20 protein-coding genes are annotated in these 21,778 nt (G+C 72.7%); 10 read left to right on the plus strand and 10 right to left on the minus strand.

All coding sequences use genetic code 11. The features are described 5' to 3' along the window. From ABZ135_RS36100 to ABZ135_RS36115, 4 genes are all read right to left on the minus strand, one after another. The coding region (locus tag ABZ135_RS36100) for a biotin carboxylase N-terminal domain-containing protein (protein ID WP_356702151.1) at positions 1 to 419 on the minus strand (419 nt) is incomplete at its 3' end. Positions 420 to 600: 181 nt separating this feature from the next. After that, complete coding sequence (locus ABZ135_RS36105) at positions 601 to 1,593, minus strand: aldo/keto reductase (protein ID WP_356702153.1); 993 nt, start codon at positions 1,591 to 1,593, stop codon at positions 601 to 603. A gap of 111 nt (positions 1,594 to 1,704) precedes the next feature. Further along, on the minus strand, positions 1,705 to 2,637 hold the full coding sequence (locus ABZ135_RS36110) for an NAD-dependent epimerase/dehydratase family protein (RefSeq protein ID WP_356702155.1): 933 nt from the start codon (positions 2,635 to 2,637) through the stop codon (positions 1,705 to 1,707). A 32-nt stretch (positions 2,638 to 2,669) separates the two neighbouring features. After that, positions 2,670 to 3,593 (minus strand): ScbA/BarX family gamma-butyrolactone biosynthesis protein, encoded by a 924-nt coding sequence (locus tag ABZ135_RS36115; protein ID WP_356702156.1) that lies wholly within the window; start codon positions 3,591 to 3,593, stop codon positions 2,670 to 2,672. Positions 3,594 to 4,047: 454 nt separating this feature from the next. On the opposite strand from ABZ135_RS36115, the gene ABZ135_RS36120 reads away from it, so the two are divergent. Together ABZ135_RS36120 and ABZ135_RS36125 are read left to right on the plus strand one after the other, a co-directional pair. Beyond that, positions 4,048 to 4,818 carry a response regulator transcription factor gene (locus tag ABZ135_RS36120; RefSeq protein ID WP_356702158.1) on the plus strand — a complete coding sequence of 257 codons (771 nt, stop codon included), beginning with the start codon at positions 4,048 to 4,050 and terminating at the stop codon, positions 4,816 to 4,818. Positions 4,819 to 4,990: 172 nt separating this feature from the next. After that, positions 4,991 to 5,662 (plus strand): ScbR family autoregulator-binding transcription factor, encoded by a 672-nt coding sequence (locus ABZ135_RS36125; protein WP_356702160.1) that lies wholly within the window; start codon positions 4,991 to 4,993, stop codon positions 5,660 to 5,662. A 191-nt stretch (positions 5,663 to 5,853) separates the two neighbouring features. Here the strand turns inward: ABZ135_RS36125 and ABZ135_RS36130 are convergent, their stop codons facing one another. Together ABZ135_RS36130 and ABZ135_RS36135 are read right to left on the minus strand one after the other, a co-directional pair. Next, positions 5,854 to 6,447: a TetR/AcrR family transcriptional regulator gene (locus ABZ135_RS36130; protein ID WP_356702161.1), complete on the minus strand. Its 594-nt coding sequence runs from the start codon at positions 6,445 to 6,447 to the stop codon at positions 5,854 to 5,856. A gap of 297 nt (positions 6,448 to 6,744) precedes the next feature. Then, positions 6,745 to 8,571, minus strand: coding sequence for an acyl-CoA dehydrogenase (locus ABZ135_RS36135; RefSeq protein WP_356702162.1), 1,827 nt, complete (start codon positions 8,569 to 8,571; stop codon positions 6,745 to 6,747). Between the two features lie 269 nt (positions 8,572 to 8,840). Here ABZ135_RS36135 and ABZ135_RS36140 point away from each other — a divergent pair, with 269 nt between their 5' ends. From ABZ135_RS36140 to ABZ135_RS36155, 4 genes are all read left to right on the plus strand, one after another. Continuing rightward, on the plus strand, positions 8,841 to 9,536 hold the full coding sequence (locus ABZ135_RS36140) for a ScbR family autoregulator-binding transcription factor (protein WP_356702164.1): 696 nt from the start codon (positions 8,841 to 8,843) through the stop codon (positions 9,534 to 9,536). A gap of 101 nt (positions 9,537 to 9,637) precedes the next feature. Next, complete coding sequence (locus tag ABZ135_RS36145; protein ID WP_356702166.1) at positions 9,638 to 10,873, plus strand: cytochrome P450; 1,236 nt, start codon at positions 9,638 to 9,640, stop codon at positions 10,871 to 10,873. A 194-nt stretch (positions 10,874 to 11,067) separates the two neighbouring features. Further along, a complete protein-coding gene (locus ABZ135_RS36150) occupies positions 11,068 to 11,826 on the plus strand; it encodes a ScbR family autoregulator-binding transcription factor (protein ID WP_356702168.1) in 759 nt (252 codons plus the stop codon). Between the two features lie 99 nt (positions 11,827 to 11,925). Next, a complete protein-coding gene (locus ABZ135_RS36155) occupies positions 11,926 to 13,599 on the plus strand; it encodes a class I adenylate-forming enzyme family protein (RefSeq protein WP_356702170.1) in 1,674 nt (557 codons plus the stop codon). 30 nt (positions 13,600 to 13,629) lie between these two features. Here the strand turns inward: ABZ135_RS36155 and ABZ135_RS36160 are convergent, their stop codons facing one another. Further along, entirely contained in the window at positions 13,630 to 14,904 is a 1,275-nt protein-coding gene (locus ABZ135_RS36160; RefSeq protein WP_356702172.1) for a M6 family metalloprotease domain-containing protein, read from the minus strand. Positions 14,905 to 15,140: 236 nt separating this feature from the next. On the opposite strand from ABZ135_RS36160, the gene ABZ135_RS36165 reads away from it, so the two are divergent. Together ABZ135_RS36165 and ABZ135_RS36170 are read left to right on the plus strand one after the other, a co-directional pair. Then, positions 15,141 to 15,827: a TetR family transcriptional regulator gene (locus ABZ135_RS36165; RefSeq protein ID WP_356702174.1), complete on the plus strand. Its 687-nt coding sequence runs from the start codon at positions 15,141 to 15,143 to the stop codon at positions 15,825 to 15,827. Positions 15,828 to 15,898: 71 nt separating this feature from the next. Further along, entirely contained in the window at positions 15,899 to 17,428 is a 1,530-nt protein-coding gene (locus tag ABZ135_RS36170) for an MFS transporter (RefSeq protein WP_356702176.1), read from the plus strand. Between the two features lie 45 nt (positions 17,429 to 17,473). On the opposite strand, the gene ABZ135_RS36175 is transcribed toward ABZ135_RS36170, so the two are convergent. Next, complete coding sequence (locus tag ABZ135_RS36175; protein WP_356702178.1) at positions 17,474 to 17,962, minus strand: MarR family transcriptional regulator; 489 nt, start codon at positions 17,960 to 17,962, stop codon at positions 17,474 to 17,476. 82 nt (positions 17,963 to 18,044) lie between these two features. Here ABZ135_RS36175 and ABZ135_RS36180 point away from each other — a divergent pair, with 82 nt between their 5' ends. Then, a complete protein-coding gene (locus ABZ135_RS36180) occupies positions 18,045 to 18,830 on the plus strand; it encodes a class III extradiol ring-cleavage dioxygenase (RefSeq protein WP_356702180.1) in 786 nt (261 codons plus the stop codon). Here ABZ135_RS36180 and ABZ135_RS36185 read toward each other — a convergent pair. Beyond that, complete coding sequence (locus ABZ135_RS36185) at positions 18,827 to 19,336, minus strand: N-acetyltransferase family protein (RefSeq protein WP_356702182.1); 510 nt, start codon at positions 19,334 to 19,336, stop codon at positions 18,827 to 18,829. The genes ABZ135_RS36180 and ABZ135_RS36185 overlap by 4 nt on opposite strands. A gap of 154 nt (positions 19,337 to 19,490) precedes the next feature. Here ABZ135_RS36185 and ABZ135_RS36190 point away from each other — a divergent pair, with 154 nt between their 5' ends. After that, complete coding sequence (locus ABZ135_RS36190; protein WP_356702183.1) at positions 19,491 to 20,492, plus strand: sigma-70 family RNA polymerase sigma factor; 1,002 nt, start codon at positions 19,491 to 19,493, stop codon at positions 20,490 to 20,492. Positions 20,493 to 20,799: 307 nt separating this feature from the next. On the opposite strand, the gene ABZ135_RS36195 is transcribed toward ABZ135_RS36190, so the two are convergent. Continuing rightward, complete coding sequence (locus tag ABZ135_RS36195) at positions 20,800 to 21,756, minus strand: YafY family protein (protein ID WP_356702185.1); 957 nt, start codon at positions 21,754 to 21,756, stop codon at positions 20,800 to 20,802. Between the last annotated feature and the right edge of the window lie 22 nt (positions 21,757 to 21,778).

A 21,778-nucleotide genomic window follows, 5' to 3' on the forward strand; every position in this document is an offset into this window, starting at 1 on the left:
GCGCCGGAGACGGGGTCGGGGGTGCCGGCGACGAGGGGGGCGCCGGCGCGCTGGGCGATGTGGCGGGCGGCGACCTTGTCGCCGAGGTCGCGGATCGCCTGCGGCGGGGGGCCGATCCAGATCAGCCCGGCGTCCAGGACGGCCTGGGCGAAGTCGGCGTTCTCGGACAGGAAGCCGTAACCGGGGTGGACCGCGTCCGCCCCCGAATCCTTCGCCGCCGACAACACCTTGTCGAAATCCAGATAACTGGTGGCCGGGGTGTCTCCACCGAGCGCGAACGCCTCGTCCGCGGCCCGGACGTGCAGGGCGTCCCGGTCCGGGTCCGCGTAGACGGCCACGCTCGCGATCCCGGCATCCCGACACGCACGGGCCACCCGGACAGCGATTTCGCCACGGTTGGCGATGAGCACCTTGCGCACGATGCCTCACTTCTGCTGAGAGTACGAATACGTCCGGCCGGCCCTTGTGGCGGGCTCCCGGCCGGTCCTGCGGGTCGGTTCCGCCGCGGAGGCACGCGCCACCACACGGGCACGTGCCTCCACGGCGCGGTCAGCACGCGGACGTGCTCACCGGAGAGGGGCGCTCACCAGGCGGGCGCCCTCACCAGGCGTACGCCTCCGGAGCCGGCTTGGCACCGTTCGGACCGGGCGGCGGGAACAGCTCGTCCAGCTTCGCCAGCGTGCCGGCGTCGAGCCTGATCGTCAGGGCGCGCAGCGAGCCGTCGAGCTGCTCGGCGGTGCGCGGACCGATGATGGGGCCGGTCACACCCTCCTGCGCGAGCAGCCACGCCAGGCCCACGTGCGCGGGGTCCTCGCCGATCTCGGCGCACAGCTTCTCGTACGCCTCGACCGTGTCGCGGTGCCGGGCGAGCAGACCCGCGGAGTGCCCCGAGGTGCCGCGCGCCGCGCCGCCCTCCTGCATCTTGCGCAGCACACCGCCGAGCACACCGCCGTTCAGCGGCCCCCAGGGGATCAGCCCGAGACCGTAGTGCCGCGCGGCGGGCAGCACCTCCAGCTCGACCCAGCGGGTCATCAGGTTGTAGCGGGACTGCTCGCTGACCAGGCCGAGGAAGTGCCGGGAGCGGGCGGCCTCCTGCGCCTGGGCGATGTGCCAGCCGGCGAAGTTCGACGAGCCGAAGTAGAGCACCTTGCCCTGCTGGCGCAGGACGGAGAACGCCTCCCAGATCTCCTCCCACGACGTGCTCCGGTCGACGTGGTGCATCTGGTACACGTCGATGTAGTCGGTGCCCAGGCGCTTCAGCGACGCCTCACAGGCGCGCCGGATGTTCAGCGCGGACAGGTACGACTCGTTGGGCCAGGAGCCGGTGGGCAGATAGACCTTGGTGGCGAGCACGGTCTTCTCGCGCCGCCCGTTGCCGCCGGCGAACCAGCGGCCGATGATCGGCTCGGTGGGCTGCTCGCCCGGCCGCGTCCCGTACACGTTCGCCGTGTCGAAGAAGTTGATGCCGCGATCGTGCGCCCGGTCCATGATCGTGTGGCTGTCGGCCTCGGAGGTCTGCGTCCCGAAGTTCATCGTGCCGAGCACGAGCCGGGACACGGACAGTCCGCTGCGGCCGAGGTTGGTGTATTCCACGTGTGCCAGTCCTTCAGATAGTGCCGAATCTCCAACCGCCCACACTCGCATGGTGGTTGGGGCTGTGGGTGCCGTACGGGCCCGGTCCGGGCCCGCGGCGGGGGAGCGGGGTCAGGCGGCTGCCGCCCGGTCCGGGTACCACTCCTTCATGCGGGGGAGGTCCTGCTCCCAGCCCCGGCCCGGGGTCCGGTCCAGGTCGGTCCAGAGCGGTGTGCTGTCGAACCAGTGGTCGGTGGCGAGCAGGTCGAGCGCGCGGGTCGCGGCCCCGTTCTCCGTCGGCAGGGCACGGGCGTGCGCGAGGCTGATGCTCGGCCGGGCCGGCGGGCGCGCCGTGCAGCCGGCCACCGCGGCGAGCAGCGCGGACGCCGTGACCGGCTCGGGATAGGCGGCGTGGTAGACGGAGGCCGACAGCCGCTCGCGCGGGGCGAGGCCCACCGCCACGAGCAGCGCGGCCAGTTCGGTCACGCTGATGACGGAGAGCCGGGCGTCCCAGTTGGCCGGCGTGCCGGGCAGGGACCGCAGCAGTCGGGTGAGCCCGGGGACGACCCAGGTGTCGCCGGGCCCGTAGACCAGATGCGGCCGTACGACGATCCCGCCGGCGGCCAGGACGGCGTCCTCGGCCTCGGCCCGGGTCCGCGAGGTGGGCGACTGGGGCCGGCGGGGCAGCTCCTCGGGGCGGGCGCGGCGGAAGATGCCGCGGCCGTAGACGGAGGCGGTGCTGAGGTACACGATGCGGGACACTCCGGCGCGCCGCGCGGCGGCGACGAGCGCGGCGGTGCCCCGGGCGTTGACCGCCTCGTTGGCCTCGGGCGTCCCGCCGATCAGGGAGGCGCAGTGGAGCAGGACGTCGGCGCCGTCGCACAGGCCGTGCAACGAGCCGGGGTCCGCCAGGTCCGCCCGGACGATCCGGGCCCGGCCGTCGGCGGGCCGCCGTGGCGGCCGGCGGTGCGACATCAGGGTGAGCCGCCCCCCGGTGCGGGCCGCCTCGCGGGTGACGTGGGAGCCGATGAAGCCGCCCGCCCCGGTGATCAGGATGTTCTGCACGTGGGTGCTCCGGTCGCGTGACGAGTGGCGGGTCAACGGCTGCGCGTGCGCAGCGTGAGGTCGGCGACGAAGACCGACGCGTCGCGCTGGAGCCCGCGGACCCGTACGTGGACGTCGCCGGCGGCGTCGACCGAGGTGGGCTCGGCCTCGATGAAGCAGGGCTCGTCGAGTTCGGCGTACCGCTCGAAGGAGCTCTCCAGGCCGATGACGAGGGTGTCGGGCATGCCGGTGACGGCGTGCGCGGCCTGTCTGGCCGCCTCCAGGAGCACCATGCCGGGGACGTGGTCCACGGGGTGGTCGAAGAAGATCGGGTGGCTGCAGTCGACGCGCAGCTCCCAGCGGTGGGGGGAGCCGCCGGGGATGTCGGACAGGACCACGTGCTGCGGGCCGGTGCGGCCCACGCGGGCCGGGTCGATCGGCAGCCCGGGGAGGCGGTCGGCGCAGGTGGGGCGCTCGCCTCTCAGGCGCTTGTAGACGCTCGGCCGGGTGCAGTGGAAGGCGGCGCCGGCGGAGGCCAGGGCGACGCCGTCGACCTTCGCGGTGACCTCGTAGCGCATGCCGCCGAGGTCCTTGCCGCGCCGGACGATGTCGTGGCACACGGTGTGCAGCTCGACCTCGGTGGGCGCGGGCGTGGCGACGAACAGGTCCGTCGTGGCGGCGAACGCTATCGACCGCATGAGGAACTGGTGCCCGAACTCGACTCCGAACTCGGCGTGGGCGAGCAACGACCCGATCTGGCGCACGGATTCGACCAGCAGCATGGGGTCCTGGTAGCCGCCGGACTGGGCGAAGAGGGCGTGGCCGCGCGGCCACTGGGCCCCGACGACGAAGGCGTGGGGCGCGGCCGCCGGCCGCCAGCCGGTGAGCAGGACCTCGGACACGGCGGCGCGGTGCACGTACTGGCGCGGAACGGTGGTGGTGAGACCCGTGATGGCGGAGTCGAGCATTGCGGTCATGGCTGGCGCTCCTGTCTGTTTTCGGGCAGGGCGGAGCTGCTGGGTGTGGCAACAGCCCCCGGTCCACACACCCCCACAAAATACAGACAGGTCTGTTGGGTAAATCAAGTAAAAAGTTGGGGTCGGGCGTGTCGGGGAGTGGAAGCGGGGGATCCGCCCTTCTTGTTGGCTCTGGGCAATCAATGCACCACGCAACGGAATTGACGAACAGGCAGTTTTGCCTGTTCTTGGCCAAGCGGCGTCAGGGGCGCCCGGGGCGGTGACCAGCTACGAGGCGGGCGCAAATCAGGGCATCGTCTTCGTTTTAGCTGGTCACAGGCGGCGACACAACTTTGCCACGTCCGTCTGACCTCGCATTGACAATCAGACAAGTCTGTTTGGTATCTTCACAAAGCACCTGAACTTCGAGACGAGCATGTGGCAGCCAGCGATCGCCCCGCTCCAGGAGGACCGGATGAACCAGCAGGTAGCCGACCTACCCGATTCCCACACCGTGCGGCATCACCCCGTGCCCCAGCACATCCACCCGGCCGTGCCCCGCCTGCACGTCCCGGTCGAGCACCCTGCCCTGCGCATCCTGGTCGTCGAGAACGAGGAGCGCTCGGCCAAGGCGCTGGTCCAGGACCTGATACGGAGGGGCTACCGCGCCGACAGCGTGACCACAGGCAGCCAGGCGCTCCAGGTCCACCGGCAGGCCGATCTCATCCTGCTCGACCTCGACCTCACCGACCTGGACGGCCTCGAGGTCTGCCGCAGCATCCGCGCGATGAGCGACACGCCGATCATCGCCGTCACCGAGCGCGGCAGCGAGCTCGACCGCGTCCTCGGCCTGCAGGCCGGCTCGGACGACTACATGGTCAAGCCCTACGGATTCCACGAACTCCTCGCCCGCATCGGGGCGGTGATGCGCCGGGTCCGGCCCTCGCCGACCGCCCGGATCATCGAGCACGGCCCGCTGCGCATCGACGCCGACACCCGCAAGGTCACGCTGCACGGCCGGCCCGTGGACCTCACCCGCAAGGAGTTCGACCTGCTGCACGCGCTCGCGATCCAGCCGGGCGCCGTCGTCTCCCGGCGCCAGTTGATGACCCAGGTCTGGGACGACGCCTGGTCGCACAAGGGGCGCACCATCGACACCCATGTGAGCAGCGTCCGGGGCAAGCTCGGATCCAGTCACTGGATCGTGACCGTCCGGGGTGTCGGTTTCCGCCTGGGCAATCCGTGAGTGGGCCGCGCCGGGCCCCGGCGCCGGAGAGCGGGCCTGTCGGCGCCGGGGCGCGCGGCGGAACCGGGTAGTCCGCCTGGCTTCCGCTCGCGCGCCCCTGGTCAGGGACGCCCGGGCAAGTAGAATGCAGACTTGTCTGTATCGTTCGTCGGCGAGTGGCAAGGATCCGGGTATGGCTAAACAGGAACGCGGAACGCGATCACGGCAAGCGATCCTGGAGGCTGCCGCCGAGGTCTTCGACCTCCGTGGATTCGACGCGGCCAGCACCAACGAGATCCTCGCGCGCAGCGGCCTGACCCGTGGCGCCCTCTACCACCACTTCCCCTCCAAAGAGTCGATCGCCGTGGCTCTGCTCGACGCGCACAGCGGGGCCCTCCTCGCTCCCGAGCGGCCCACCAAACTCCAGTCGATCATCGATCTGACCTTCGCCTTCGCCGTCCGGCTCCAGCGCGATCCGGTGCTGCGGGCCAGCGTGCGCCTGGCCGTCGAGAAGACCTCCTTCCCGCGCCCCGTCAACACGCCGTACGAGCAGTCGAGCGCGGCCATCCGCGGCCTCCTCGACGAGGCCCAGCGGCAGGGCGAGGTCCTGCCCGGCCTGAATCTGGCCGACGCCACCACCGTCATCGTCGGGGCGTTCACCGGCATGCAGGTGATGTCGCAGGTGTACACCAACCGCGACGACCTCCCCGAGCGCCTCACCGCCATGTGGCGGCTCCTGCTGCCGGGCATGGTCGCCCCCGGCATGATCGGCCACCTCCGGATCGTCCCGCCCTCGGCCGCCGAGACCGCCGCCGACCGGGCCCGCGCCGAGGCCGCCGCGGCGTCCGACGCCCCCGCCTCGTAGCGCCCGCTCCACGGCACCGCCGGGCTTCCCGGCCGTCCGCCGTCCCTCGCCCGCCCTCGCCACCCGCGCGGCCCTCGCCTCCCCCGGCGAGGGCCGCGGCCGTTCACGGCGGCCGTTGGTGGCGGGCGGGGCCGAGGCCGGCGGGGGAGCGGGGCGGCGCCGTGGGCGCCGCGGGCCGTACGAGGACACCGTCAGTGCGACTGGCTCGGGATGCCGACGGCGGCGGCGCCCCGCGAGAGCTCCGCCTCCGCCGCGGCGTGGTCCGCTTCCCCCGACCCGTCCGGCCAGTCCCCGGAGAAGAGCGGCAGCAGCACGTCCCATATCCGCTCGGTGCTCTCCCGGCTCCACCAGGCCGTGTCGGTGTACCCGAGGGACTCCAGGCCCGCGGTGACCACGACCGCGAGGTCCGCGAGCACCTGCTGCTCCGGGCGCTCGGGTGCCTCCGTCAGCACCTCGGACCGCACCCGGGCCAGCACCTCGTCCCGCAGCCGGGGCGGATTGTCGGTGCCGTCCGCCGCGAGCCGCAGGCCGGCCCGCACGAGCTGATCGTCCGTCAGCGCCTTGCCGAGGGCGACGCTGAAGCGCGCCGGGGCGTCCGCGCCCCGCTCGCCGAAGCTGTCGTCGGCCAGCGCGAGGACGCGGTCCTGCGCCTGCGCGTGGACCTCCGCGACCAGCTCCGCGATGGAGGGGAAGTGATGGTAGAGCGCGCCGCGGCTCACGCCGGCGGTGTTGCAGATGTTGACCAGTCCGGCGTCGGCGAGTCGGCCGTTCGCGATGAGTTCCACGGCGGCACGCACGAGTGCCTGACGGGTCGTTTGCGACCGTTTTTGCATCGCGCAAGCCCCTTGCCCGGTACGACAGCTCTCAGTACGACATCCCCCTGTGTGAGGAGGCGCCGAAAGCGTCTCCCGCATCAAGAACCATACAGCCATGCCTGTTTCCATGGACACCCACTGAAGGGTTCCCCTCCCACTTTGACAGAAGACGGCCGATTCCTGCTGTTGAGCGCCGTGTACGCGTCAAGGGGAATGCCGGGTGGTGGTCCACCCGGCATACAGGTCTGTTTGTTTTGTGCCCCGGCCTCAGGCTCCGAAACGGTCCAGATAGTCCGCGTTCGCCAGCGGGATCGCCGCGAGGAACTCCTCGGGCAGGTCGAAGGCGTCCACCAGCGTCATCAGATGCGGCGCCAGATCCGCGATCACCTGGTCCGTCGTGCCGTGGAGGGCCTCCACGTGCTCGGCGGCGAGATGGCCCGCGACGAGGAGGTCGCCGGTGTGCGGGCGGAGCTCCTGGAGCAGGAAGAGCCGGGAGACGTTCTCCAGCAGGAAACGGGTGCGGGGCGCGGTCGCGCGGGCGGTCGCGGCGAGCAGCGCGTCGGCGGCACGCACCCGGGCATGGGCGGCGACCATCTCCAGGGCGGCCCCGGAGGTCTCGTTCCAGCGCCCGACGGGGTCGCCGGAGGGGCCGCCGCGCAGGGCGGCGCGGGCCCGGGTCTGCCAGATCCGCTCGACGCAGGCGTGCAGGTCCCGCAGGAAGGCGAGGTCGGTGAGCTCGCCCCGGGGCGCGAGCGCGGGACCGGCCTCGTGGGAGAAGAGCATCTCGGAGGCGGCCTTGACCCAGATCACCAGGTTGTCGCCCTCGGCGGTGATGCCGCCCTCGACGTTGAGCGGCAGGTCGGCGATGCCGTTCCCGGGGAAGAGGCCCTGCGCCCCGCACCGTTCGCGGGCCTCCACGGTGATGTCGCGGGCCTGCCAGGTGATCCAGCCCTTGGCCACGGCGATCAGCCGCTCGACCTCCTCCCGCTCCTCGGCGTCGTCGGGGTCGTGGCCGGCCCAGCGGTCGAGGACCGACCGGTGCAGGAAGGTCATCGCGTAGGCGGTGGCGAGGGAGTGCAGCAGCCGGCCGTGGTGGCTGCGGTGGGCGGCGAGGGGTATCCGTTCGCCGGCCCGGGGGGCGCCGATCCGCCGGTGGTGGGCGTAGCGGACGGCGATGGCGAGCGCCGCGCGGGCCATGCCGAGGGTGCCGCCGCTCATGCAGAGCTTGCCCATGGTGACCCGGCCGACGGAGCGCAGGAACCGCTTGCGCCGGTTGCCGAGGGTGCTGGTGAGGCGGCCGTCCTTGTCGAGCCGGCCGTGGGCGGCCTCCAGCATGGCCTCGCGGGGCAGCCGTACGTGGTCGAAGGCGGTGAGGCAGTGGTCGACCGGGGTACCGGTGCGGTCCGGCAGCCGGCTGACCCGTATGCCGGGCAGATGCCCCTCGGTGTCGCTGAGCGGCGTGAGGAAGAGGAAGATGCCCTGGTCCTGGCCGTCGACGAGCAGGCGGGCGGCGACCACGGCGGTCTTGGGGCCGCCGGCGAGGCTGGTGTTCGGCATGAACTTCCGCGCCCCGGGGTTCGGGGTGTGCAGGACGAATCCCCCGGTCGCGCGGTCGAAGACGGCGACGGTCTCCAGCGACGTGACGTCGTTGCCGTGGGCGAGCTCGGTGCACAGGAAGGTGCCGGTGCGCTCCATCGCCGTGTACGGGGAGAGGTCGCGCCGGTAGCCGTCGTGGTCGAGGAGGCTGCCGAGGAAGAGGTTGTAGTGGATGCTCGCCAGGGTGCACAGACCACCGTCGACGAATCCGGTCCACTCGTGCAGGGCGGCGAGCCGGCGGGCGTCGTAGCTGAGCGCCTCCGCCCCGGCGCCGGCCACGGTGTCGTTGACCAGGCGGAGCCGCTCGTAGGAGAGGGCGGTACGCTCGGCGGGACCGAGTCCGGGGCGGGGCGCGAAGGCGGCGTCGGATATCAGCCGGCGCCAGTCACCGTGCACGCGCTCGCGGTCGTCGCCGTCGAAGAGAAGACAGGTGAGGTCCTCCGCGCCGTCGCTCTCGTCGGCGCCTTGTCTGAGCGGCGCTTCCGCGTGCTGGAGCATCGAATCTCCCCCGGTGTGAGTGGGCCCGACAGGGGTCGTAGGGTGGCCGATGACAAAGATATGGACCATCCGGTTTTCTTTCAACATTCTTGTCAAACCGGTTGGATGGTTTTATTCTCGAAATGTGGATGTGTGAAGGATTGTGATTGCCCGGGCTCACCCTACTGCGACGGGGGTTCGAGTGGGCGCGCCACCGTCCCGGGCACCCCATGTGAGCCGTCGGAATACCAACCTCGCGGTCTCTTCGGCCGTGAGGTACGGAGGATGCAGTGGCACAACAGGAGCGGGCCATCCGCACACGCCAGAAGATCGTGATGGCCGCCGCCGAACTCTTCGACGAGGTCGGCTACGAGGCCGCGACGATCTCCGAGGTCCTCAAGAAGTGCGGCGTCACCAAGGGGGCCCTCTACTTCCACTTCTCCTCCAAGGAGGAGCTCGCCCAGGAGGTCCTCGCCGGCCAGGTCGCGGCCCTGCCGCCGGTCCCGCGACGTGAGCTCCACCTCCAGCAGTTCACCGACGAGGCGCTGGTCCTCGCCCATCTGCTGCACCTCGGCGACCCCATGGTGCGCGGCAGCGTGCGCCTCACCGTGGACCAGGGTTCGCCGCACGACGGCCTCGACCGGCGCGTTCCCATGCAGGGCTGGATCGACCACAATGTGGACGTCCTCACCCGGGCCAAGGACGCCGGAGAGCTCCTTCCGCACGTCGACATCCCCTCGGCCGCCACCCTGTTCGCCGGAAGTTTCACCGGAGTTCAGGTGCTGTCCAAGATCATGACGAACCATGCGGACCTGGTGGAGCGGGTGGCCGACCTCATGCGGACGCTCCTGAGCGCCATCGCCGTGCCCGGAGTGCTGCTCCGCCTGGACTTCACCTCCGGGCGCGCGGAGCGGGCGTACGGGGAGGCCGTACGGCTGCGCGAGTCGGCGGCGGCCCTTCCGGACACCAGCCCGGCGTCCGCCTGACGAGGCATCACCACAGGGGAGGGGAAGCCCGGTTCTCCTCGGTTGCGTGTGCGGTGGGGGCACGCACGGAACGCAAGCACACCCGAATGGAGAAGGCACACATGGACACGGCTTCCTGCCCGTACGCGCTGGACGTGACCGGTCGAGACCTGGCCGGCGAGGCCGCCGTACTGCGAGGACGCGGCCCCGCCGTCGAGGTCGAACTGCCCGGTGGCGTCCGCGCCTGGGCCGTCGTCGGCCAGGAACACGTCGAGCGGCTCCTCGTCGACCCCCGCGTCTCCAAGGACGCCCGCCGCCACTGGCCCGCGTTCGTCGAGGGCCGCATCACCCCCGAGTGGCCGCTCTACCCGTGGGTCGCCAACGAGAACATGCTCTTCTCGTACGGCGCCGAGCACGCCCGCCTGCGCCGCCTGGTCGCCGCCGCGTTCACCGCCCGCCGCACCGCCGCCCTCCGGCCCCGGATCGAGGAGATCGCGAGCACGCTCCTCGACGGCCTCGCACCCCGCCTCGCCGCCGGCGAGCCGGCCGACCTGCGCACCGGATACGCCGAGTCGCTGCCCCTCCAGGTCATCTGCGAGCTCTTCGGCGTCGCCGAGGGCACCGCCCGCGACGAACTCACCGCCGCCCTGCGCACCGTCTTCAGCTCCAGCGTCAGCGCCGAGACCATGGAGGCCGCGCGCGGCACCGCCTTCCGGCTGCTCGGCGAACTGGTCGCCGCCCGCCGCCGGGAACCCGGCGACGACCTGACCTCCTCCCTGATCGCCGCCCGCGACGGAGCCGACGCCCTCACCGAGAACGAACTCCTGGGGTCGCTCTTCCTGTTGATCGCCGCCGGGCAGGACACCACCGCCACCCTCGTCGTCAACGCCACCGCCGCCCTGCTGACCCACCCCGAGCAGCTCGCTCACGTCCGCGCCGGGCGCGCGACCTGGGACGACGTGGTCGACGAGACCATGCGCATCCACAGCCCCGCCGCCTACTCGCCGCTGCGCTTCGCCGTCGAGGACATCGACCTCGACGGGGTGAGGATCGCCCGGGGCGACCCGATCCTCGTCAACTTCGCGGCCGCCGGCCTGGATCCGCGCCGCTACGGAGCCGACGCCGCCCGCTTCGACCTGCTGCGCAACGACCGGGACGTCCTCGGCTTCGGCCACGGCGTGCACCGCTGCCTGGGCGCCCCGCTCGCGACCCTGGAGGCCACGGTCGCCCTCGCCGCCCTCTTCGAGCGCTTCCCCGACCTCGAACTCGGCTGCCCGGCCGACGCCTTGGCGCCGCTCCCCACCTTCCTGCTCAACGGCTACGGGGCCCTGCCCGTCCGGACCCCCGCACGCGACTGAGCATCCGCCGCCCCTACGGCCGGGGACCCGCCCCCGGCCGTACGGGCGGCACGGCCCGCATGTCCCGCGCCAGGGCCTCCCGTTCCCTCCCCGCCGACTTTTCCGTCGACCGGAAAACCGCTTATCCGGTTTGTTACAGTGATGGCTGAAACAGACAGGTGTCGGCACCCCGCGGCGTAGTGACGGAGTCCCCCTTGGCCAAGCAGGAGCGGGCGATTCGGACCCGCAACGCCCTCGTCGAGTCGGCGGCCGCGCTCTTCGACCGGGACGGCTTCGAGGTCGCCTCGCTCGCGACCATCAGCGCCCGGGCCGGGGTCAGCAGCGGTGCCCTGCACTTCCACTTCCCCAGCAAGGCGGCGCTGGCCGACGCGGTCGTCGCGGCGGCCGGCGAGCGCCTGGTGCGGATCACCCGCGAGCGCGAGGCGCTGCCGCTCCAGACCGTGATCGACGCCAGTCACGAGCTCGTCCAGTGCCTGCGGTCCGACGCCGTGCTGCGCGCCGGCTTCGACCTGAGCGCCGCCCCGGAGCGCGCGAGGACGGCCCGGGACCTGCGCCGCCAGTGGCGCGAGTGGGTCGAGTCCCTCGTCCTGCGGAGCGAGCAGGCGGGGCTGCTCGCCCCCGACGTGGCCGCCCGCGACGTGGCGGCCGCGGTGGTGGCGGTGGCCGCCGGGCACGAGGCCCTCGGCCACCAGGACCCGAGCTGGCTGGAAAGGGCGCCGCTGACCCGGTTCTGGGCGTTCGTCCTGCCCCGGGTGGTCGGAGCGGCCCGGGTCGGCCTGTTCGTCGCGTCGGGCGACCCGGAGGCGGAGCCCGCCCCCGCGCCCGTCGCCGAGACCGGAGCCGTCCCCGGGACCGGAGCCGCACCCGAGACCGGAGCCGTCCCCGGCGCCCGGACCGCGACCGCGCCCGAGCCCGCTCCCGGCCCCGGGGTCGCGGCCGAAGCCCGGCCTTGACCCGCCGGATGGCCCCGCATAGCGTCGCTCCCCGGGTCTGAGCACACGCTCGGAAGCCGGCAGGCCGACAGGCCGGGAAGACGGAAAGAAGGCATCACCGTGGTCGAGCCCCACACGGACCCGCCCGCCGCCCCTTCCCCCGACCCGCTCACCGCACCCGGCGCCCCCTTCGCCGTCGACGGCGGCGTGTACACCTCCGGCCCCCGGACCCTGCGTGAGTTCGTGGAGGCCGTCTGGGCCTTCGGCGACCGCCCCTTCCTCGTCTCCGAGCACGGCGTGACGGGCTACCGGGAGTTCTTCGACGCCGCCTGCGGCCTCGCCCGCCGGCTCCTCGGCACGCACGGCCTGCGCCCCGGCGACCGCGCCGTCGTCGCGATGCGCAACCACCCGGAGTGGCAGGTCGCCTTCTGGGCCGCGCAGCTCGCCGGAATCGTCGCCGTCCCGCTGAACGCCTGGTGGACCGAGGACGAGTTCGCGTACGCCCTCGACGACTGCGCGCCCCGCGCCCTGCTCGTGGACGGCGAGCGGGTCCCGCGCGTCGCCGCCTGGGCCGCCGCCCGCTCCGTACCCGGGATCGTCTTCCACCCGGAGCCGGACCGCCCGCTGCCCGCGGGCTTCGAGCCGTACGTCCCCGACACCGACCCGCTCCTCGGGCCGCCGGCCGTGGACGTGCTGCCCGAGCACGACGCCACGATCGTCTACACCTCCGGCACCACCGGCCGCCCCAAGGGCGCCGTCGCCACCCACCTCGCCCAGGCCGGGGCGGCGATGAACCCCCGCTACTTCGCGGCCGCCGCCGCGCTCCGCCGCGGCGAGCGGCCCGGCGCGGGTCCCGTGCCCGTCTCGCTCACCACCTTCCCCTTCTTCCACGCGGCCGCCTTCACCTCCTTCGCCTCGGTCATGGCGGCCGGCGGCACGCTCGTCCTCATGCGCAAGTGGGACCCGGCCGAGGCCCTGGAGCTGATCCGCGCCCACCGCGTCACCCACTTCGCCGGCGTCCCCACCACCGCCCTCCACCTGCTCGACCTCGCCGAGCGCACCGGCGACCCGCTGGAGTCGCTCACGCTGCTCAGCACCGGGGGAGCGCCGGCCCCGCCCGCGATCACGGCGCGGCTCACCGCCGCCTACGGGGAGCGGATCGAGCCGCGCAACGGCTACGGCCTCACCGAGACCTGCGGCGGTGTGCTCGCCAACTTCGGCGCCGAGTACCGGGCCCATCCGGAGAGCGTGGGACGGCCCAGCCCGGCGACCGAGGTGCGGATCGAGCGGCCGGACGCCGACGGCGTCGGCGAGCTTTGGCTGCGCGGCCAGTCCCTGGTCCGCGGCTACTGGAACGACGAGGCGGCCACCCGCGCCGCCTTCACCCCGGACGGCTGGTTCCGCACCGGCGACCTCGCGCGCCTCGAGGACGGACGGGTCACCGTCGTCGACCGGATCAAGGACATGGTGATCCGGGGCGGCGAGAACGTGTACTGCGTCGAGGTCGAGGGCGTCCTCCAGAGCCACCCGGACGTCGTCGAGGCCGCGGTCCTCGGCCTGCCGCACCCCGAGCTCGGCGAGGAGGTCGCGGCCGCGATCCGCCTCCGCGAGGGCGCGACGGCGACCCCCGAGGAGCTGCGCGCCCATGTCGCGGCGCGCCTCGCCCCGTTCAAGGTGCCGGCGCACATCGCCCTGCGGGAGACGGACCTTCCCCGCAACGCGACCGGCAAGGTCCTGAAGCCCGCCCTGCGCGCCGAACTGGCGGCCCCGGACCGAGGGCGGGCCCCGGCCTGACGGGGTGCTCTCGCCCCGTCCCGCCCCGGCTCAGGAGCGGGAGACGCGGATGCGGAAGCCGCCGGTGGCGGTGTCCTCGCCGAGGACGGTGATGCGGACGCCGTGGGCCCGGTCGGTGAAGGTCTCGCCGGTGCGGAAGGGGGCGTCCGAGAGCTCGGCGTGGACGTTGGGACTGCGGGTGCAGCCGCCGGTGTCGCGTTCGCTGTCGGCGACGGTGACCGGTCCGTGGCCGGTGTCCACGTCCGTGTCGACGCGGTAGACGAGCACGCCCGGCTTGCAGACCGCCTCGTCGTTGCCCTCGCGGGTGCGGACCTCGGCCGCGTAGCCGGAGGTGGCGGAGAGCGGGACGAAGGCGAGCTTGCGTCCGCCGGTCCTGGCGAGCGGGGTGAGGGTGTACTCGGCGTCGCCGGGCCGCGAGACGCAGCCGATCTGCCGGTCGTCGAGCCAGCCGAGCTTCCACTTGTGCCAGCCGAGCAGATCGTTGTTGGCCCCCCAGTCCTCGGACATGATGTCCCAGTGCCCGACGGTGCCGCCGCCGTCGACGGTGTAGAGGTCGGGCAGCCCGAAGACATGGCCGTTCTCGTGCGGCAGGACCCGGTAGCCGGTCTCGGCGTACGACCCCGAGCCGTCGTCCTGCCGGCTGTAGACGAAGGACGTGTTGGCGAGCGGGACGCCGTCCGCGTAGGGCGCGTCGTCGTTGCCGGAGAAGGTCACGGACAGCACGGTGTCCAGGGCCGAGGGCCCGGCGTTCGGGGTGACGAGGACGTTGACCAGGTCGTACGCGCTGAAGTCCACCTTCGCGTCGGCGGCCTTCACGATGTCCTCGACCAGGCCGCGGTAGCCCGGCTCGTACGGGGCGCCGCGTTCCACCCCGTACGAGGTGAAGGGGCGGGGCATCCGCAGCCAGTCGGGTATCGGGGTCTCGGGGTGGTAGCGGAGGCGCCCGTAGGAGCTGACCCGGAACCAGTCGGTGGTCTGCGGGAAGAACTCGCGGTAGCGGCTCATGGCCGTGCCCTGCCCGGGGGCGTCCGGGAAGTCGATCATCAGGTTGAGGGCGCGGACCCGGCCGGTGGAGCGGGCGTAACCGGGCGCGGTGGGCAGGCCCTCCGACATCTGCACACCCATCGTCGTGGCGATCCGGCACGGTCCCAGCGGCGAGTCCGCGGCCGCGGCGGCGACGGGTCCCGCGGAGGCGGGGGCCGGGCCGGGCAGGGTCGAGCTGGCCGTGGCCAGGGCGGCGAGCGCGAGAGCGGTCGCCGCCGCCAGGGCGATGGGTCGGCGTATCCGTCGGCGGGTCTCCTGCATGCGGTCGCCCTCTCTCTCCGCCTCTCCGCGCGCCGGTGCGATCGGCGCCGTGCGATCAGCCTGTGCGGGCCGTCCGGGGAGCGCGCGTCGAGTGACCCGACCGGGCGATGTGACCCAGGTCACCCGGAGGGCGGGAAATAACCGGGGAGCACGTCCCCGTTTAGCTCTGTGTCCAGCGAAACGGGGAATCCGTCCCCGGATCACTTCACCACCCACCCCAGGCAGGGAGCAGCGACGTGAGCACCAGCACCGCCGGCACGGCCCCCGCGGGCGCTGTCCGCCGTGCACCCCGCCCGCGGGCCGACGCCCTGCGCAACCGCGAGCGGATCGTCACGGCGGCCCGCGAGATGTTCGTCGAGCACGGCCCCCAGGTGCCGCTGGACGAGATCGCCCGCCGCGCCGGGGTCGGCAACGCCACGCTCTACCGCAACTTCGCCGAGCGCGCCGACCTCGTCCGCGAGGTCGTCCTCTCCCTCATGGCCCGGGTCACCGAGCGGGCCCTGGAGGCCGCCGAGCTGGAGAGCGACACCTTCGCCGCGCTCCGCCGCTTCACCCACGCCGCCGCCGACGAGCGGGTCGGCGCCCTGTGCCCGATGCTCGACGGCGGCTTCGACGAGGACCACCCGGAGCTGCGGGCCGAACGCGAGCGGGTCGAGGAGACCGTGCGGGGCCTCGTCGACCGGGCGCAGGCGGCCGGCCGGATGCGCGCCGACGTCGGAGTCGGCGACCTGATGGTCGCGATCTTCCAGCTCAGCCGGCCGCTGCCCGGCACGGCCTGCCCGAACATGGACCGCTTCGTCCACCGCCAGCTCGAGCTGTTCCTCGACGGCCTGGAGGCCCCGGCCCGCTCCGCGCTGCCGGGCACGCCCGCGACTCTGGAGGACCTGAGGCGCGACACCTGCACGGCGGCAGCCCGCCGCTGACCCGAACCCACCCATAGACCCGCCCCGTACTTCCCTTTTTCACCGTTCCGCGCCAAGAGGTGGCTACCCCCATGTCGAAAACCGAGTCCTCCCCGCCGGCCCAGGCCGACCCCAGCCGCTGGAGAGCGCTGCTCTTCATCGCCCTCGCCCAGTTGATGGTCGTGCTCGACGCGACCATCGTGAACATCGCGCTGCCCTCCGCCCAGCAGGACCTGGGGATATCCGACGGCAACCGCCAGTGGGTCATCACCGCCTACGCGCTGGCCTTCGGCGGTCTGCTCCTGTTCGGCGGCCGCGTCGCCGACCTGTGGGGCCGTAAGCGGACCTTCGTGGTCGGCCTGATCGGCTTCGCCGCGGCCTCCGCCCTCGGCGGCGCCGCGAGCGGCGAGGCCATGATGCTCGGCGCCCGCGCGCTCCAGGGCGCGTTCGGCGCGCTGCTCGCCCCGGCCGCTCTCTCCCTGCTCGCGGTGATGTTCACCGACGCCAAGGAGCGCGCCAAGGCGTTCGGCATCTACGGGGCGATCGCCGGCGGCGGTGGCGCCGTGGGCCTGATCCTCGGCGGCGTCCTCACCGAGTACCTGGACTGGCGCTGGACCTTCTTCGTCAACATCCCGTTCGCGGTCGCCGCCGCGGCCGGTGCCTACTTCGTGATCCGCGAGCCGGCCGGCGGCCGCAACCGCGCCCCGCTCGACGTCCCCGGCGTGGTCCTGTCCACCCTCGGCCTGGTCGCCCTGGTCTACGGCTTCACCCGCGCCGAGTCCGACGGCTGGTCGGACGCCGTGACCATCGGCCTGTTCGTCGCCTCGGCCGTCCTGCTCCTCGCCTTCGCGGCCGTCGAGGCGCGCGTGAAGTCCCCGCTGCTGCCGCTGCGCGTGGTCACCGACCGCAACCGGGGCGGGGTCTACCTCTCCCTCGGCCTCGCCGTCATCGCGATGTTCGGCCTGTTCCTGTTCCTGACCTACTACCTCCAGGTCGTGAAGGGGTACTCGCCGGTCAGGACCGGCTTCGCCTTCCTCCCGATGATCGCGGGCATGATCGTCGGCTCGACCCAGATCGGCACCCGGCTGATGACCCGGGTCCCGCCGCGGCTCCTGATGGGTCCCGGCTTCCTCACCGCCGCCGTCGGCATGCTGCTCCTGACGCAACTGGAGGTCGGCTCCTCGTACGCCGGTCTGATCCTGCCGGCGCAGGTGCTGCTCGGCCTCGGCATGGGTACGGCGTTCATGCCGGCCATGTCCCTGGCCACGCACGGGGTCGACCCGCGCGACGCCGGTGTGGCCTCCGCGATGGTCAACACCTCGCAGCAGGTCGGCGGCGCCATCGGTACGGCGCTGCTGAACACGATCGCCGCCTCGGCGACCACCGCCTACCTCACCGCGCACGCGGCGGGCGCGACCACCCCGGCGGCGCAGAAGCTGGTCCAGCTCCAGGGCATGGTCGAGGGCTACTCGGCCGCGATCTGGTGGGCGGTCGGCATCCTGGTCGTCTCCGCGACGCTGGCGGTGACCCTGATCACCACCGGACGGCCGGGAACGGGCACCGTGGCGGCCTCCGGCTCCGGCGCGCAGGACGAGGTGAAGGTCCCGGTGATCGCCCACTGACCCCTCCGGGGCCGTACCCCCCTCCGGCGCGTCACCTGCCCTGGCTCAGCGGAGCCAGGGCAGGTCCGCGTCCGGGCCCGTGGGCTGGAGTCCCTCGGCGACGGTCCGCATGATGGCGCCGAGCTGCTCGACCTGCTCGGGGGAGAGCCGGTCGAAGAGGGCCTGCCGCACGGCCTCGACATGGCCGGGCGCGGTGCGGCGCAGCACCTCGTACCCCTCGTCCGTCAGCGTGGCGAACTGGCCGCGCTTGTCGGAGGGGCAGTCCTCGCGCGCCACCCAGCCGTTCTTCTCCAGCCGGGCGACGGCGTGCGAGAGCCGGGAGCGGGTGATCTTCACGTCCTTGGCCAGCTCCGTCATGCGCATCCGGCGCCGCGGCGCCTGGGAGAGCTGCACGAGCAGGCCGTAGTAGATGTGGGGCATCCCGGCGTCGCGCTGCAGTTGGCGGTCGAGATGGTCCTCCAGGAGGGTGGTGGCGTGGAGGTAGGCGCGCCAGACGCGCTGTTCCTCGTCGCTGAGCCAGCGGGGTTCCGTCATGAGATCCATGGTACGGCCAATCCTTGAAACTTGAACTACATCCGGTTACCCTCTCACTTGAATCTTCAAGCATGCGGAGGTCGTGGTGAACACCCCACAGGAACGGATGCCGGCCCTCTACCTCTCCCACGGCGCCCCGCCGCTCGCCGACGACCCGGTCTGGCCCGGCGAGCTCGCCGCCTGGTCGGCGGACCTGCCCCGCCCCACGGCGATCCTCATGGTCTCCGCCCACTGGGAGGAGGCCCCGCTCGCGCTCGGCGCCACCGAGACCGTGCCGCTCGTGTACGACTTCTGGGGCTTCCCCGAGCACTACTACCAGGTCCGGTACGCGGCCCCCGGCGCGCCCGCGCTCGCCGAAGCCGTCCGCAAGCTGCTCCGCGCGCCCGGCACCCCGGTGCAGGACATCCCCGACCGGGGCCTCGACCACGGGGCCTACGTCCCCCTCGTCGAGATGTTCCCCGAGGCCGACATCCCGGTCCTCCAGATCTCGATGCCCACCCTCGACCCACGCCGCCTCATGGACATCGGCCGCCGGCTCGCCCCGCTCCGCGACGAGGGCGTCCTGATCGTCGGCAGCGGCTTCTTCACCCACAACCTGGCCGCGCTGCGTCACACCGGAGTGCCCGGCTGGTCGGCCGAGTTCGACGCCTGGGGACGGGAGGCGCTCGCCGCGCACGACGTCGACGCCCTGCTCGACTTCCTGGCGAAGTCACCCGCCGGCCGGCTCGCCCACCCCCGCACCGAACACTTCGCGCCACTTTTCGTCACCATGGGCGCGGCGGACGCGGCCGGCGACCTGGACCGCCAGCGGAGCGTCATCGACGGCTTCTGGATGGGCCTGGCGAAGCGCTCGGTCCAGTTCGGCTAACCGAGCCGCTTCTCGAACCAGGCCACGTCCCAGTAGCGCCCGAACTTCCGCCCCACCTCCCGGTACGTCCCGATGGGGCGGAAGCCGAAGCGGGCGTGCAGACGCACCGAGGGCTCGTTCGGCAGCGCGATCCCCGCGTACGCCCGGTGCACGTCCTCCGCCGCGAGGGCCCGGAACAGCTCCTCGTACAGCAGCGTCCCCACGCCCCGGCCGCCCGCCTCCGGCGCGAGATAGACGCTCACCTCCACAGAGGTGGCGTACGCGGCCTTCGGCCGGAAGGCGCTGCTCGTCGCGTAACCGAGGATCCCGTCCGCCACCTGGGCAACCAGAAGACGGTGGGGGCCGTCTTCAGGGTGGGAGCGGAGCCAAGGGAGCCGCTGCTCCGGGGTGAAGGGCTCCGTGTCGAATGTGATCGCGGTCTCACGCACATAGTGGTTGTAGAGCGTGGTGAGGGCGCCCAGATCACCCTCCGTGCCCGCCCTGACCTGCACATCCGTGGGTCCCATCGGTACGCCCTCCCCGTCGCCGGCCGCGCAGGATACTGCATGATCGCGAAAATCCCCGCGCCGGGTGGGAATTCTGTCCTGATTCCAGTCGTTGTTTCCGTCGGATGCAGGGCACCCGCAAGGGTGTCGCGACCTACTCAGCAAGGGAGCACGCATGGCAACCCGTGCCGTCGCCCGTCGTCAGTCGTCCGCCCCGCGCGGGGACAGCGGCAGGGCAAGCAGCGTTCGCGCCGTGGGCGGGGAGATCGCCGACCGCGACCTGGTCGGCATGTACCTCGACGAGATCGCGCGTACGCCCCTGCTCGACGCCGCCAAGGAGGTCGAGCTCTCCCAGACGATCGAGGCGGGCGTCTACGCCCAGCAGATCCTCGACGGGGAGAGCGAGACCGGGACCGAGGCGACCCGCGAGGAGCTGGAAGCGCTGGCCGCCGAGGGCGAGCGTGCCAAGGACCTCTTCATCAAGTCCAACCTGCGGCTCGTCGTCGCCGTCGCCCGGCGCTATCCGCGCAGCGGGCTGCCCCTGCTCGACCTGATCCAGGAGGGGAACGCGGGCCTGGTGCGCGCGGTCGAGAAGTTCGACTACGCGAAGGGCTTCAAGTTCTCGACGTACGCCACGTGGTGGATCCGCCAGGCCATCACCCGCTCCATAGCCGACCAGTCCCGCACGATCCGGCTCCCCGTCCACCTGGTGGAGGAGCTGGGCCGCATCCGCCGCGTCCAGCGCGAGTTCAACCGCGAGCACGGCCGCGAGCCGGAGCCCGCCGAGATCGCCGCCGAGCTGGGCTCGACCCCCGAGCGCGTGATCGACGTCCTGGACTGGTCGCGCGACCCGGTCTCGCTGAACATGTCGGTGGACGACGAGGGGGAGACCCAGTTCGGCGACCTCCTGGAGGACACCTCGGCGATCTCGCCGGAGCAGTCCGTCCTGACCCTCCTGCGCAGCGAGGAGCTCGACGACCTCATCGACAAGCTGGACCACCGCACGGCCTCGATCATCCGCATGCGCTACGGCATCGAGGACGGCCGCGAGCGCACCCTCACGGAGGTCGGCAAGGAACACGGCCTGACCCGCGAGCGCATCCGCCAGATCGAGAAGCACGCCCTGCTCGAACTGAAGAAGCTGGCCCGCGACACGGGCTTCGACGCGGTGGCCTAGACGGCGAGCCCGCACCCACCCCACCCGCCCAGCCCCACCGCTTCCCCCCGTCGAGGGGCGCGGTGGGGCTGGTCACTGGGGCGGAGCCACGGGGCGAGGGCCACGGGAGCGGGGGACGTGCAGGGGGCCGTGTTCGGGACGTAAAGCGTGATTTGTGGCGCGGAACGAGGGGTTCAGCCCCTCCCCGTAGCAGCCCCGCGCCGTAAATCATGCAGTCCCGAACACGGCCCCCGGAACGGCCCCCGCGCCACCCACCACCCCGCACCCACCCCACCCCACCTCACCCCCGCCCCCCCCACCCCACCGCTCACCTCACCGCCGCCCCCAACCGCCCCGCCAACTCCTCCACGTACTCCACCAGCGCCGCAGGCCCGTGCACGGTGAACCCCGCGTCCACCAGCGCCAGCCGCAGCGCCAGCCACTCCACGGAGTCGGCGGTGCGCACCCGCACCCGGCAGGCACCCTCCCCCTCCGCCACGGGCGCCAGATGCCCCGGCAGCCGCGCCGCCACGAACTCCGCCGGCGCCTCGAAGCTCACGTCCAGGTCGAGTTCCGGCTGTGCCCGCGCCATCGACAGTTCGAGATACGCCGCCGCGTCTCCGGCCGGCAGTTCCCGGGGCGTGAAGCGCGCCCCCGTGGGGAACGGCTCGCTGACCCGGTCGACCCGGAAGGTCCGCCAGTCCTCGCGCCCCAGGTCGTAGGCGACGAGGTACCAGCGGCGCCCGGTCGACACGAGCCGGTAGGGCTCGACGAGCCGTTTGGTCTCGGTCCCGTCGCCCGCGCGGTAGCCGAACCGCAGCCGTTCCTGTCCGGTGACCGCGCCCGCGAGCGCGGTGAGCGTCTGCGGCGCGACGGTGGCCCCGTCTCCGCGGGTCAGCGGGATCGTTGCGTTCTGGAGGGTGGAGACGCGGTGCCGGAGCCGGGACGGCAGCACCTGCTCCAGTTTGGCGAGCGCCCGTACGGACGCCTCCTCGACGCCTTCGATGGCGTGCCCGGCGCCGGCCCGCAGCCCCACGGCGATCGCGACGGCCTCCTCGTCGTCGAGGAGCAGCGGCGGCATGGCGGTCCCCGCGACGAGGCGGTAGCCGCCGACGGCGCCCAGGGTCGCCTCGACGGGGTAGCCGAGGTCGCGGAGCCGGTCGATGTCCCGCCGGATGGTGCGCGGCGAGACGGAGAGCCGTTCGGCGAGTTCGCTGCCGGGCCACTCCCGCGGGGTCTGGAGGAGCGACAGCAGATTCAGGAGTCGTGCCGGTGTGTCCGTCATGCTCTCCAGGATGCGCGCCATA

Source organism: Streptomyces sp. NPDC006339 (assembly GCF_040612775.1).
Taxonomy (GTDB): Bacteria; Actinomycetota; Actinomycetes; order Streptomycetales; family Streptomycetaceae; genus Streptomyces.